The 14,889-nt window shown below is 41.9% G+C and carries 9 protein-coding genes and 1 riboswitch; of the genes, 3 read left to right on the forward strand and 6 right to left on the reverse strand.

Features of this window, described 5'->3' with window-relative positions:
• The 5 genes from E0485_RS19070 to E0485_RS19090 form a co-directional block, all read right to left on the reverse strand.
• On the reverse strand, window positions 1–5,658 hold a 5,658-nt coding region (locus E0485_RS19070; RefSeq protein WP_132419671.1), incomplete at its 3' end, for a CehA/McbA family metallohydrolase.
• Between the two features lie 720 nt (window positions 5,659–6,378).
• The gene (locus E0485_RS19075) at window positions 6,379–7,182 is read right to left on the reverse strand and encodes a J domain-containing protein (RefSeq protein WP_132419672.1); all 804 of its coding nucleotides are present in this window, start codon (window positions 7,180–7,182) and stop codon (window positions 6,379–6,381) included.
• 146 nt (window positions 7,183–7,328) lie between these two features.
• On the reverse strand, window positions 7,329–8,330 hold the full coding sequence (locus E0485_RS19080) for a hydroxyacid dehydrogenase (RefSeq protein WP_132419673.1): 1,002 nt from the start codon (window positions 8,328–8,330) through the stop codon (window positions 7,329–7,331).
• A 159-nt stretch (window positions 8,331–8,489) separates the two neighbouring features.
• Complete coding sequence (locus tag E0485_RS19085) at window positions 8,490–9,422, reverse strand: manganese-dependent inorganic pyrophosphatase (RefSeq protein ID WP_132419674.1); 933 nt, start codon at window positions 9,420–9,422, stop codon at window positions 8,490–8,492.
• Window positions 9,423–9,565: 143 nt separating this feature from the next.
• Window positions 9,566–10,504, reverse strand: a complete 939-nt coding sequence (locus E0485_RS19090) for a DMT family transporter (RefSeq protein WP_132419675.1) — start codon at window positions 10,502–10,504, stop codon at window positions 9,566–9,568.
• 211 nt (window positions 10,505–10,715) lie between these two features.
• Window positions 10,716–10,879, reverse strand: a riboswitch (FMN riboswitch).
• A 189-nt stretch (window positions 10,880–11,068) separates the two neighbouring features.
• On the opposite strand from E0485_RS19090, the gene E0485_RS19095 reads away from it, so the two are divergent.
• From E0485_RS19095 to E0485_RS19105, 3 genes are read left to right on the forward strand one after another with little or no spacing between them, the layout of a single operon-like run.
• The gene (locus tag E0485_RS19095) at window positions 11,069–12,052 is read left to right on the forward strand and encodes an ABC transporter ATP-binding protein (protein ID WP_235857633.1); all 984 of its coding nucleotides are present in this window, start codon (window positions 11,069–11,071) and stop codon (window positions 12,050–12,052) included.
• Window positions 12,049–12,852 carry an ABC transporter permease gene (locus E0485_RS19100; protein WP_132419677.1) on the forward strand — a complete coding sequence of 268 codons (804 nt, stop codon included), beginning with the start codon at window positions 12,049–12,051 and terminating at the stop codon, window positions 12,850–12,852. Before E0485_RS19095 ends, E0485_RS19100 begins: the two co-directional genes overlap by 4 nt.
• Window positions 12,853–12,857: 5 nt before the next feature.
• Window positions 12,858–13,640, forward strand: a complete 783-nt coding sequence (locus tag E0485_RS19105; protein WP_132419678.1) for an ABC transporter permease — start codon at window positions 12,858–12,860, stop codon at window positions 13,638–13,640.
• Window positions 13,641–13,870: 230 nt separating this feature from the next.
• On the opposite strand, the gene E0485_RS19115 is transcribed toward E0485_RS19105, so the two are convergent.
• Entirely contained in the window at window positions 13,871–14,875 is a 1,005-nt protein-coding gene (locus tag E0485_RS19115; RefSeq protein ID WP_165921230.1) for a copper amine oxidase N-terminal domain-containing protein, read from the reverse strand.
• Between the last annotated feature and the right edge of the window lie 14 nt (window positions 14,876–14,889).

Below are 14,889 nucleotides of genomic sequence, written 5' to 3' on the forward strand. Positions count from 1 at the left end.
TAAATCGGTTTCATCCAGCTCTACGCCTATTACTGAGATTGGAGAAGTTGTTCCTGCCTCTACCGTTACTGTGCTTGTTGCTGTAAATCCTCCGTCAACTGTCGTTACGGTAATCACCGCTTCACCTATATTTACTGCCGTTACCTCACCATATTCGTTCACTTTTGCAATCTCTGGCTTGTTTGTGGTCCATGTAACAGCCTTATTGGTTGCATCCGCTGGCAGTACAGTTGCGTGCAATTGCTTGGATGACCCGATGCCAGTTAATGTTAAATCGGTTTCATCCAGCTCTACGCCTATTACTGAGATTGGAGAAGTTGTTCCTGCCTCTACCGTTACTTTGCTTGTCGCTGTAAATCCTCCGTCAACTGTTGTTACAGTAATCTCCGCTTCACCTATATTTACTGCCGTTACCTCACCATATTCGTTCACTTTTGCAATCTCTGGCTTGTTTGTGCTCCATGTAACAGCCTTGTTAGTTGCATTCGTCGGCAGTACAGTTGCATGCAATTGCTTGGTTGACCCGATGCTAGTTAATGTAAAATTGGTTTCATCCAGCTCTACGCCTGTTACTCCAACTGTTTGCTTAGGTGTCACTTTCAGCTCTTTGGTATCCCTTACGCGAATACGTTCGCCGCCGCTGAACATTCCCGCTAGCCCTACCGCTTCAAGCGTATCACCGATTTGGATTGCAGGTACGGGACCGCTCTGATTCACAATGTAGCCATCGATGAACACGATAGCTTCACCTGAGCCGTCATCGACGATATAGGAATCCTCATTTGGATGTGATTTAACCTCGCCTGTAATTTTTACGAGCAATCCATGATATTGTTCATTATGAAGATCTTTCGTCACAATTTCCTTTGGCTCAAGCGGAGTACCCGGGATTTTATTTACCTTAACGACACTCTTATCAAATTGCCCGAATTCGAGTTCCTTGTTGTTTTCGAATGTTTTGGTATGCCCATATACCCGCACCGTGTCTCCAACCGTAACCGACTTATCAGGAACATCGTTGAACGCCATGATCCCGCCTGTTTCATCCTGCAGGTAGAAGGCATCAAAGAACACTCCCGCTGATGTGGTCACGGTCCCTTGAATCATCAGTTCCGTATCATCTGCTTTATTGCGAGCATCCTGAATCTTCGTCACTTGAACATCCCGATTCGCAAGCCAATTGAACGCAGATAAAGTAAATCGTGTATTTCCTTTGGATTCATACGATTCATCTAGTTGCTTATCGTTCAGAATATTCATACCTGATACGATAATTCTGCCAATTTTTCCACCATTATAAAGCTCCTCGGATGCAATAAGCGGAATGCTATCTCCTCCGGTAATATTTTCGCCTGGAGTTCGATTATTAAGCAGGTTATAATCCACCGTGTCTGTTTTAGCATTATCCTGATAGGACGTTTTGTTTCCGCTGACGAGGACTGTAACTTTACCTTCTGTCATTAGCTTCCCTGAACTTCCTTTTTTCAAGCTTGATCCGCTGAAGTAATCTATAGCAGGAATTAAATCCATTAAGTAATTATTTTCGAATGGCGTCGGATGAGCTCTAACCGCGTGCTTGGTGCCAATAGGATCAGTCCAGAAATTCCCTGCCTTACTTGCATCAAACACACCATCATTATTAACTTGGATTGAAGAACCAATTTCTTGCAGCAAATCGTTATTTATGGTTGGATTCGTGCTTCCATTATTGCTCTTCTCGGTTAGCATTAAGGAGCCACCTGATTTTACATACTCTGCAACAGCCGTCTTCTCATTGGCCGTTAAGCTGACACCTGGATGTGAAATCATCAGCACCTCAACACCACTGAGGACATTTGCCGTAAGCTCGCTTGTATTCTCGACAACGGTATATCCCTCTTTGCGCAATATACTCGTCATGGAATTCAGATTATCTTTATACGTGCCTGAATCCGTACTCGTATTTTCATTCTTGTGCTTGGCATCGATCATAATCTTCAAGCCAAGTGGCGGTTTTATGGTAAATGGCAGTATAAACACATTATCTGTAAGATCATCACCTGCAGGTGGATCGATGAGTGTCGCGATGATTTGATGATTCCCTACAACAGGATTATTCCATGTTACGGTGGCTGTCGCCACTGTTTTAGCTGGAAGTGATGGAATTACAGATATACCAATCTGGTTGCTATCCACTATCTGGTCATAATAGAAACCAACTTTCAGATTCGATACATCCGTGCTTCCCAAGTTGCTGATTCCTGCTTTTAATTGGGCAGCATTGCCACCGATAATCGCATCTCCAACAACTTCAATACCGCTAACCTTTACATCCACTGCAGCTTGTTGCGACCAGATTGGTGAAGAATATACCCGATCGCCATCCTCTTGCGTCACCTTAACGACATACCATTGCTGGGAACCTGCCGCTTGTACGGTTGGCTTCCATTCGAAGGATGTGTCATTATCCTTAAAGTTTGCAGCATTTGTCTGAGGTGTGATCGATTGAATAACCTTTCCGCCGTTAGAGATAATTTCTACTTTTTTAATTTTGTCATTCGATACATAGTTTTTAGGCAAATAACTGTACTTCGGATCGGCACTTGATTCTCTAATTAAATCGTTTCCGTTGATTTTGAAATTCAATGTTTTGCTGTCTACTGTCGCACCCATGTAGTAGTCATTCGCAAAAACATCCAATGTAAAATTCGGATCCTCTGTCATGTAAACGTGCAAGTTCCTCATGGATTGAAGCAAAGACTCCTGCGATAAATCCTTGGAGACGATGACCGTTCTCTTCATCGTTTGTCCCCATGTGCCGTCATGATTGTCTTCACCATAAGTAGGTGCAACATGCCATCCTAGATCTAGAGCAGCAATATATTTTTGGTCGGAATTCGCATATTGATATTGTCCAGATCCATTACCAACTTCAAACATCGTGAACAACTTATCAACATTACTATCGTATGGCGTAAAGTTATTGAACGCGTTCTTGGACATATCAGGGTGATTGAACTGCGCTGCGATATCATCGTATTGAAGAACCCAGGCATAGTATTTACTCAAATCCTGATACATTTTGTTATTAATGTTTCGATCGATGAAATTCTCTGTTCCGAATACATTGGAATGGCCCCAAGTCGTCGAAGTCATTTCGAATGCTGGGAAAACAACGAAATTCCCGTTTTTGGTATACTGAGCTGCTAAATCCTTTGTTTTCTTCCAATCGGCACCGCCTTTACGTTCAGGCATATCACCTTTCATTTCGGTATCCTGACCAAGCAAAGCGCTGTCTATATCATGGGAATGATCGGAGAATGCGAACCAATCGTAACCATATTTTTGCGCTTCCAACAGCGCTTGTTCAGGATCGCCTTTGCCATCATGGGAAATGTTCGTGTGGTTATGTGTTGTACCGCGATAATGATTTCCCCCGTCGAAGGTTGGAATAACTGTAAAAGACCATGTGTAATTGCTCGAAATATTAAAATTATTCATTGCGCTGACTTCCACCGTATGATTGCTAATGGACAAATCAGAAATTGGGGTATAAGAAATTAAATTAGGTAGTTTAGCCGCTTGATTTGTAACATCCACTCCATCAATCTTGATGCTGACAGAAGATAGTACAACTCCGCTCAAATCAAACATCTTGACCGAAATTTCCGGTCGCTTGGATTCAATCTCTGCAGTATTAAACGGCGTTTCTTGTGTAAACTGCGGTCCCAACGTATATTGATCGACTTTGACTAGCAGAGGCGTATCTGCCGATCCTATCAATTTGATAGCAGTACTCGCCTTGGCCTCAATGTAATATTCAATTCCATTAGAGGTTAGGTTGGACTTATCAATTGTTGCGCTGTAATGCATATGGTCCGTAGTAGTAAAAGGAATCATCGTGAAAGACCCTTGATTATCCTTTTCCCTATAATATAGGTTTACAGACTCTGCATTGCTAGCAGTTGCAGTAATGGTTAAATCAATTCCCTCATATGCCTGGGTAACGGCAGTATGACTCAACGTCAACTCAGCTGTTATATCACTTGCATAGCGCGGGAAAATTTGATAACCCGACGTGTACGGCGATGCCGACTTATTTTGTCCGATTATTCCGACTATTTCATAGGATTGATTCGCAACTAATGCAGTTGAATAGTCAATTCCGCTGCTTATTGTAACCCTAACCGTGAGTGTTTTGTTATTCGCATCAGCAATCGTGATATTTGCAGCTGAACCTACAACAGCGGGGGGACTTGTTATTTTACCGGAGATTTTGGCTAGAATCCCTTCGTTAGGTTCAGCAGTCGCATAAGTATTGAGCTCAGCAATTGTCAGTGATTTCGGTGCAGGAACTTGTTCCTCCCCTATTTTCTCAATGCTGATCGCATCAAACTCTGTAAGTCCTTGATAAAAGAGTATTTTCCCCTTTACACGCAGCTTGTCGCCCAGTTTCGTGCCTGTAGGTGGAGCTAAAGTTGTGCTATAGATATTGATTCCGCCAGTAGCGTCCTGTATGTAAAAATTGCTCTTCTTCGTATCGATTAAGCCATTAGGCATGGTAACGACACCTTCAACCGTATACGTCTGCTCCTGATTAGTAGGCGATCCGTTGGCATCATTTATTCGAATAGATGCTATAGTGGATATGCTGTCAGGACTAGTTAAACTAATCTGAACCTTTGCACTCTCTGTTCTGCCATCGAGTGTCGCACTTACTTGGATCGTCAAGTTGGTATCCGCATTTGGTACCGACATGGAGAATGCCCCGCTAGCAGTCGCAGTAGCTTCGATCGTTTGACCAGTCGCATATGCTTTGACAATTGCTCCGCCCGTAACAGCACCGGCTTCTCCGGTTACAATACCGCGAGTGTTATCACTAGCATCTCTGACATAAGTGATTTTAGATGCAACAGGTGTTGGCGTCGCTTGAGGCGTACCACCGCCTTCACTGTCATCCGGTGCTTCTAACGGTGAAAGTGAATTATGAATGTTAAAAGTAGGACCCGAATTAAATTTAAAATCCGTTGCGTTATTTCTTGTATCCCAACCATTGCCTTTGCCTGGAATTGCGTCTGTTGAGTTGCTTTTCCGAGTGATTGTCCCAGTGGTAAAAGATGTCCCCGCGAAGACGGCTCCCAAACTATCATTGGCACCGCTAGAGCCAGTTCCATATCCCAGGAAATCCACTACATTCGGATCTGAACTTCCTGTTACTACAGTATTAGATTTAGATAAAGCAATTTTACCTGCTCCGGCTGCAGTATTTAGTCCTGGATTGGCGTCAAATGTCATTCCACCGATATTAATTACATTCGCATTCGAGCTTCCTGTCGATGCTCCTTTTAGCAAATAATATCCATAAGCTTTAATCGTTCCGGATAATGGCTTCGAATTGGCTGCTTGAAAAACTCCTCCTGCAGACGAATATTGAATGGTCCAACCTGTTAGATCAATATCCTGTTTTGTTGGATTATAGAGTTCAATAAACTTATAATCAAAAATCGCAGCGCCTCCGCCAGCAGCATAAACCTGACTGATTACCACATTATTACTAATAGCTGCTTTAGCTGTTTTACTATTTAAGAATAAACTAGAAGGCAATATAGCGCTTACAAACACAAGGACTGCTATCGCTAAATGAAGCCACTTGGTCAGCTTTCTTTTCCTAATAAACATAGACTACCCTTCTCTCCAAAAAATAGTAGCACTGCCCAATAGCAAATAACGTGACCTAAACACCCCTCCTTTAATCTATTATCCTTATGAATATGAACAATTGTACAATTAGAAGTGAACAAAATTATGTTTAAATTTATTATATCGTCACGTGGTAAATAAAGTAAACTGAATTATGTAAAAACAATGTTAAATTATTCACCTTGAGATTTTATACTTTATCTATTGACACATGGAGTATTATAGCGTATAGTTATTAACTAGGTTTTCGAAAAATGAATCTATCTAACACCCCAGCAAGAGGAAACGGATGTCGTCGTCCCTCGGAAGGCGCGTTTCCCATAGTGAATCAAGGAATTCACCAAAGTAAAGCATCTCCCCTTTATGATTTTCCTCTTTAAGAAAGAAATCTACATTTTGTCGGTGTTAACCCGATTCATTTACCCACTTTGTTATAAAACGGTCAATTCCCAAAGTAGTATCGATTTTATCTCATGTAACTAATTCATAACTGGCGCGGTCTAGGAACCGTAAGAACGATTGAGAGGTAGGGCTTTCGTTGTTTTAGTGTTAAAAAAGTGCAGGTTAAGAAACCTTAAAAGAAAACGTTCTTTGTAATGCAGCTGCGTAAAGTCAGAACAGATTATAAGGGACGTTTTAACTATGTATACAAATAAGCCTACCCTTATGTGCGGAAGGGCAGGCTTATGATAAACTCATCTATTTATTTGACTTTAGACTATCAATCAATTTGACAGCATTCTCTTCATTTTCAGCTTCTTTGGAAATCGCCGCTAACATGACATGACTTCCTCGAATAGGTAGATTGGACCATACTTTATTATTCGATAAATCACCTAACGAGACATTGCTCGTGAAAATCTCCTGTTCATTCAATTGATCATAATTCGGCCGATCCATGATATAGACATCGCCTTTTTTGGTCATCAGCTCAATCATACTTTTCTGCAAATAGGCTGCATCCATTTCATTTTGCATATCAAGTGGACGATAAATCACTTCGACTTTAATTCGCTCCCATTCCGGAAACTCGCTCAGAAGTGCTTGTTCGATCTGTGGAATATCTTCCGTATTCGTAAAATAATTGCCTACCATAACAACCGTTACATTCGGTTTCGGCAATAATGCTTCAGCTTCTCTTAACTTTTGCCTATCCATAGCACCCTTTACCGTAAATCCGATAATTAGCAGAATAACGAACGCAATAATAACATGCAGTTTATAGTATTGCATAAAATGAGAGAACGATTCTTTGTTCCAACCCATTTGAACCTTCGTAAGTTTTTGCCCTTCGATTCCCTTGATAGCATTATAAGCCGCATTCACTTCTTCAATGGTTAGTAGAGGTTCATCGGACGATGAGTTCTGATCTTGATGCTTCTTCTCTTGTGAACGCAGTTTTTTGAGTAAAAGAGAATAGCGGCGCTCAATTTCTTCATCTGTTGCCTCAGCCTCAACGCCTAACATTTCTAATGCTCGATTTCGATCCATTTTATCGATCATGATAACTTGTCCTCGCTTATCGGTGTAATTAATATGTATTGTAGCATATCCTGGACTTGAACTAAACCGAGCTATGCAGCAAAATACATGTTACAACTGCAAAAGGACTGCAGATATATTCATCTGCCGCCCTTTCGCATGTTCTACTATCTCGTCATCTTGCTCGCATAGAAGCTATCAATCTCGCATTTCAACTCTCTACCTTCAATAAATCGATGAATATTATCGATCAGAGATTGAGTCACGATAAGACGGCGGTCAATTGTGGGACCTCCCATATGAGGCATAAGCAGTGCGTTATCGAGATCCATAAGCGGATGTCCTGCCGGAAGCGGCTCAACTTTGTATACATCAAGAACAGCTCTAATATTTCTGCTTGCAAGCACTCTGCATAGCGCCTCTTCGTCAATGATAGCACCTCGAGCAGTATTGATAAGCAATGCCCCTTCTCTCATCCTATTGAGCAAATCTTCTGTAATAAGATGATAGTTAGCAGGAGTCATAGCACTATGAATCGACACGATATCGCATGTTGAGAAAATATCTTCTAAGGAAGCTTTCTCCATTCCATGCTTGTCCAGCTCTTCCTGAGATATATGGCCTGAATAAACCTTAATTTTGGCATGAAATACTTTTAGCATCTGTACGACAAATTTCGAAATCATTCCGTACCCAACAATACCGATTGTCTTATCCAGTAAGCCCTCGTTATAAAAACCAGTTGGCCACTTTCCTTGCTTTAGCTCCGAGGAGTAACGAGGAATATCCCGTAGTGATGCAAGTGCATAAGCGATCACACTTTCAGCAACTGACTCCGCAAACACTTCGTTCCCGCTTACCACCCGAATTCCTTTCTCATACACCGCATCCGAAATATATGGCTTCACCGAGCCACCTGTATGTGCAACTAAACGCAATTTATTCGCATTCTGCAGCACATCTTCATCCAGAACAGGTACTCCCCAGCCCGTAATAACGACGTCCATATCCTTGAGCTTCTCACCGTACTGCTCTGATGTATAGTGCGTGTCTTGTTCATTCCAACAAACTTCGCCAACTTCTTCAAGCTGTCGAATCAGATCATCACTAAAAAATGTGCTAAAAATATTTCCCTTCGGAATTGCAACTAATATTCTCAGTTTACTCATGCTCGTCTCACCCTTCAGAATTGATCAATAATTTGGAATCTATCAATTACTCTATTATACTATATTCCTTCAAAATACGTATCCTTATGCCATAAAAGACTACTTATAGACGAAAAAAAGATGCCCTTTAATAAAGGCATCTTTCGTTAACACTTAAACTTATAGTTTGTTCAAAATATCCGTTAACACAGGCACGATCTGAGATTTACGCGACACTACACCTTTAAGCGTAGCTTTATTATCTACAAGCTTAACGCTGTACGCTTGCTCAACCGCATTCGTTACTGGGCCAAGTACCAATGCAACGGAATCATTATTCAAAATATCCGTTACGACAAACACGAACAGATCTAAGCCTTTGCTTGCAATAATGTCTGTGATCGCAGCTTCTAATTCCGCTTGGTGTGCAAGCACTTCTTGCACATCAACTGCGTTAACTTGTGCAATCTCAACCTTGGATTTGCCCATTTGGAATTCTTTCGCATCAATCCCGATCAATTGTGGAACTGTCTTACCGCTTAAGTCCGCACCAGCCTTAAGCATGTCTAGGCCGTAAACTTCTGGGTCAACCCCTGTGATTGCTGCAAGTTCATGTGCTGCTGCAACATCTTGTGCAGTGCAGGTTGGAGATTTAAATAGCAAGGAGTCGGAGATAATTGCAGATAACATTAAACCAGCAATTTGCTTCGGAACCGCTACACCGTTCTCTTTGTACATCTTGTTAATAATAGTAGCTGCACAGCCTACAGGCTCACATCGATAATATAGCGGCGCACTTGTTTCAAAGTTCGCAATACGGTGATGGTCAATAACTTCAAGCACCTGAACTTGCTCGATATCTGAAGCGCTTTGCTGACGTTCATTGTGGTCGACCAGAATAACACCTTTCACTTCGTTCGCAACCGTCTGAACAAGACGAGGGGACTCAGCGCCAAAATAATCAAGCGCATACTTCGTTTCATTATTAATTTCACCAAGACGAACAGGCTCTACGTTCGCTCCTAGGCTAGATTTCAAATTTGCGTACGCAATAGCGGAACAGATTGTATCTGTATCTGGGTTTTTATGGCCAAAAATCAAAATTTTATCCATCGAATGACGACTCCTTAATTGTCTGAATTTGCTTTAGGGTATGTTACTAAAAAAGTATACCTTACAATAATGTCCGCAATCAAGATGTAAGCCGCATATACCCTGAACGGATACATACGGCTTATTTATTAGGAAGGATCTCATTATCTTTGTTTTGTAATAAAGTACAATGCGATCCAAATCAAGACGAATCCAAAAATTTGAGCGACTGAGATCAACTGTCCAAATGCTAGCCAATTCACGACCACCCCAACCATCGGAAAAGATAGCTCAGCGAAAGTAGCGTAGGACGCCTTCGTTGTCGATAAACCGCGGTAATAAAGAATGATACTAAGCAGGCCAAGAATAAATGCTTGCAACCCTACACTGATCCCAATTGATCCCCATGCGGATGTAGGTACATCCCAACTAGGCGCTTCTGCCATCACGAGTCCAATAAGCAAGGGAACAGCTAACAGGAACCGCATCGCGGTTACCATCTCATATGACATTTTGTTAAGCAGAAGTCTCCCCATCACAGTCGAGCCGCCCCATAAGAACGCAGCGCCTACAGCAAGCAAGCTACCTGTGCCAAGAACTTCTTCAACGTGACCGATCGGAATGCTCCAGCCGAACGTAAGCAAATACGTACCAGCAACTGCTAGAAGCAAGAACCAGACAAAACCTTTAGGTAAAAACTCCTTCAATACGAACCTTGCCAGAATGATAGCAAAGACGGGTTGAAGCTTCTGCAACAAGAGTACCCCATTCATATTGCCCGTTGCAAAAGCCTGCGTGAACATAATCGTCGCGATAACAGAACCGCCCCACGATAAGAACAACAAAGCTCCTACATCTCGCCAATTGAGATTACTCAGCTCTTTGCGATGAATCCAGAAAACAGGAACAGAATACACACACAGCATGAGATGTTCAATGAAAACGATCTGCGTTGCGTTGATGTAATCTAGAATTAAGATCCGAAATAATGGTCCTAATCCCCATAATCCAGCAGCAAACATGACAAACAGAATACCATTGCGGCTTTCTTTGCTCGAACGATCGACAAATAAGCTTGATTGCATTGTTTTCTCCATATTCAATAACCTCCGTGGTCGTTGAATATAGGATCTTATTTAGTGATATAGAATTTATTACTTCCGTATTATAAATTCTAAGTATCACCTAAAGAAACGTACCGTTCTTGAGAACGGAGAAGCCGTTTCTTCTTGGTTCTGGAAGACATACCTAATAATCCATCAAATACCGTGGATTAATAAATCAGTTAGTACGCATCTGAGCTAGCAGCTTGTATGCGATCTTCTTCCATCCGGACTATACCGTCGGCTTTGGATTTGCACCAAATCAGTCCCATATGGAGAACTAGCTTCGCTTCGTTCTTCAACAAGGAGTCGCGGGCTTTGACTTTGCAGCCATTTACCGCCGATTGGGAATTTCACCCTACCCTGAAGACCCTACATCAAACCAAATAATTTTAGTATGATTACTAATCTCATAATTATATCCCTTATTCATGAATTAGCAAGGAATTAATTCACAGACAAATACTATTTATTTCAATTATTGAGGTTGACATTTCTATCAGGTAAATGGTAGTATTTTCTTCTTGTCTTACTAACTTAATATTGAATTGGAGGAAACCATTTGTGATTAAGCTGAGTGGTATTAGCAAAACGTTTAAAGTGGCGAAAAGGTCCTCGGGATTAAAGAATGCAGTCAAAGCGCTCATTCGCCCGACATTTACAGAAGTTGAGGCACTTCGAGACATTACCTTTTCTATCGAGCCTGGCGAAATCGTCGGTTATATTGGACCTAATGGCGCCGGTAAATCGACAAGCATTAAAGTCATGAGCGGCATCCTGGTACCTGATCGTGGGGAATGCAGCATATTAGGTTACACGCCTTGGAAAAATCGAGTAGAGTATGTGAAGAATATCGGAGTCGTATTCGGTCAACGATCTCAGCTTTGGTGGGATGTTCCAGTCATTGATTCATTTGAGTTACTACGGGATATATACAACGTCCCTCAAGAGGAATACCACAAGAATCTAAGTTTATTAGTAGAAACCTTAGATCTTGCAGAAATCATCCACACACCTGTCCGTCAGTTAAGTCTAGGACAACGCATGCGATCTGAAATTGCCGCCTCCCTCCTTCATAGTCCGAAAATTCTGTTCCTTGATGAACCGACCATCGGTCTTGATGCCGTCTCCAAAATAGCCGTGAGGCAATTCATTCAAACCATCAACAAAGAAAAAGGCGTAACCGTCATCTTAACGACCCATGACATGAATGACATTGAAGCCTTAGCAAGCCGAATCATTATGATTGGCAAAGGCAGCCTGCTTTATGACGGCAATCTGCAGTTACTTCGATCCCAGTTCGGCACACACAAGACAGTAGCCCTTGATTATGTGCACAATGACTGCAAGCCTTTGTACATACCAGGCGTTACGATTACCTCTTGGTCAACAGATCGAGCAGAAATGCAAGTAGATACAGAAGTAATCCGAATATCAGATGTGCTGACAAGACTATCCAATCAAGTCGAACTTCTTGATGTCACGATCGATGCCCAGCCAATCGACGATATTATCATCCAATTATATAAAGAGCATCAAATATCATGAAAGCTTACCTATCAATTTTCAAGCTAAGATTGAATATGGGGCTCCAGTATCGTGCCGCAGCTTTGGCTGGCGTGGCAACTCAATTCTTCTGGGGCTTCATGATCATCATGGTCTATGAAGCATTCTACACACACTCAATAAATGAAGCACCGATTTCGCTTCATCAAGTAATTACGTATGTATGGCTGCAGCAATCTTTTCTATCCTTAATTATGCTATGGTTCAGAGATAATGAGTTATTTCATCTGATAACCACTGGCAATATTGCTTATGAGTTATGTAGGCCGAGCAGCATATACAGCTTTTGGTATGCCAAGTTATTAGCACAGCGAATCTCAAGTGCTATTTTACGAAGCTTCCCGATCCTGATCGTTGCTCTCTTTTTACCAGAGCCTTATCGATTTGCACAGCCTGCTGATGTTGTTACGTTCATTTTATTTGCAATCTCGCTTATCCTAGGATTATTTATCGTTGTCTCTATCGCAATGCTCATTTATATTTCGGTATTTATTACGTTATCTCCAATGGGGTCTCTGCTGCTATTTGGCGTAGTCGGCGAATTCTGCGCAGGTATGACAATCCCGATTCCACTCATGCCTGAATGGCTGCAGCAAATTATTTATTTCCTGCCATTTAGATGGACAGCGGATTTCCCTTTCCGTATCTATTCGGGACATATACCAAGCGATGAAGCAATGATCGGTATCGTTCTCCAACTCATCTGGCTCGTCTTGCTAATTGGTCTAGGCAAATTCCTTATGTCCAAAGTACTGAGAAGAGTCGTTGTACAAGGAGGTTAATCGCAATGAGACTTTATGGCAAATATTTACTAATTCACTTCAAATCTCAAATGCAGCATCGCACTTCTTTCTATCTCTTAATGTTCGGTCAATTTTTTCTTCCATTCACTGTATTTGCTGGACTGTACTTCTTATTCGAACGATTCGGACAAATTCAAGGTTGGGAATTTCACGAAGTGGCGCTATGCTTTGCCGTCATTCATATGGCATTTGCGATAAGCGAATGCTTCGCAAGGGGATTTGATTTATTTTCAGGGCTTGTCATCAATGGTGAATTCGACCGATTGCTTGTACGTCCTCGAAGCACGGTTGTGCAGGTACTAGGCTCTAAATTCGAGTTCAGTCGAATGGGGCGATTAGTAACAAGTGTTAGCGTGTTAGTGTGGGCAGTAGCCAGCCTGCCTATTGATTGGACGATTCTTAAAGGGATAACGCTATTCTTAATGATCACAAGTGGTGTGTTTATTTTCTCAGGCATCTTCATCCTTGCGGCAAGCCTTAGCTTCTGGACGATTCAAGGACTGGAAGTGGCCAATATTTTTACCGATGGTGGTAGAGAAATGTCCCAATACCCGCTTAACATTTATCAAAAATGGGCATCCCGCTTCTTCACCTTCGTCATTCCGTTTGGCTGCGTCAACTATTTACCGCTGCTCTACATTCTGGACAAGCCTGAGGCAGACAGTATCCTGTACGCACTCGCCCCACTCGCTGGTATCGTCTTTGTGGTCCCTTGCTTACTCGTCTGGCGATTCGGAGTGAGACATTATCGTTCTACAGGGTCTTAAAGGAGACTTATATGGAGATTCGGGAAATCGATGGCATCAATTTATCCTTTTACACCAACCATGATGTCGAGAACGGTGAAGTCGCTATTTTTATGAAAAAGAAGCTTTAATTATAATTGTTGGTAACGACGAAGAACGTCCCACACTGCACTCCATTTCGAGTGTGTGGGACGTTTTGTTGTTAAGAAGTACTTGACATACCATTAGAGCTGGTGTCGTTGACTCTGAATTTATTTAGTTGGGAGTACAATATTCAAAAGCTGCTTCAGGTCTGGAGCAGAAATGAAAGTGGAGCCGTTAACAGTTTCTGTTTTGGCTTGAAGAAACACACTTTCACCTGCAACAGTAGCAGTTTCCGTACCGATTATCGTATCGAATATCGCATGGTCTCCCTTCGAAATAGTAACTGCACTACGATCATTATCCCAACCTACTGTCAAATCAAGTGCATCGCTGATTGCACGAAGTGGCAGCATAGTGATTCCATCGGCATTCTGATATGCCTTTAAGCTTCCTTCTTTCAGCTCCTCTCCGTTAATGCTAATCCCTCCGTCTGTCGCTAGCTCCAGATACCCGCGATAGGAATAAGGGAATAGCATAATTTTCGTAGGGACACTTTTAAAGCCTGGAACCATTGAGTTGCTCTTCCAGACGAGGATTTTGCTGCCAGGTATCAGATGATCAGTGGTTACAATATTCTTCGTCAGATAAGGTGTAAGTTCAATGTCTGAGCTGACATTCACTGTTTCGTTATCATTTGTTGTGAGAATAATCGTTTTGTCATCTGCATGTTTCACAGATGTGATTTCATGGTATGAAGGCACACCGAAGTCGGCAGGAATATTGCAAAGAATAAGTTCAGCATTTGCCATTGGCGGCTCACTAAGAGCAAGTGTAATACCGATATAGGCGTATACAATTTGTCCTTCTTGGACATCATCTATTTTGACTGGAGTGCCCTTAACTGCATCAAGAATCAATGTATCTTCTGTAACATTGAGTATAATCTTCTTGTAAAGGGCATTATCATTGGAGTTTTCTAGCATGAATTGGCCACTTTCCAACTTTGTTAACGAACCATAAATATAGGTAACAGAGTTGTTAAGTTCCGAGCTTATAGGTGCGGAGATAGGCTGTAGCGCCTCAGTCTCTGCAGCGATTGCTGGAAGGGAAACTGTACATAACATGGTAGCAAGCATCGTAGTTGGAATTATTTTTTTGAATGTGTTTTTCATGATAACATTCATCC

Origin of the sequence: Paenibacillus albiflavus (assembly GCF_004344915.1) — a bacterium.
Classification (GTDB): Bacteria; Bacillota; Bacilli; order Paenibacillales; family NBRC-103111; genus Paenibacillus_AM; species Paenibacillus_AM albiflavus.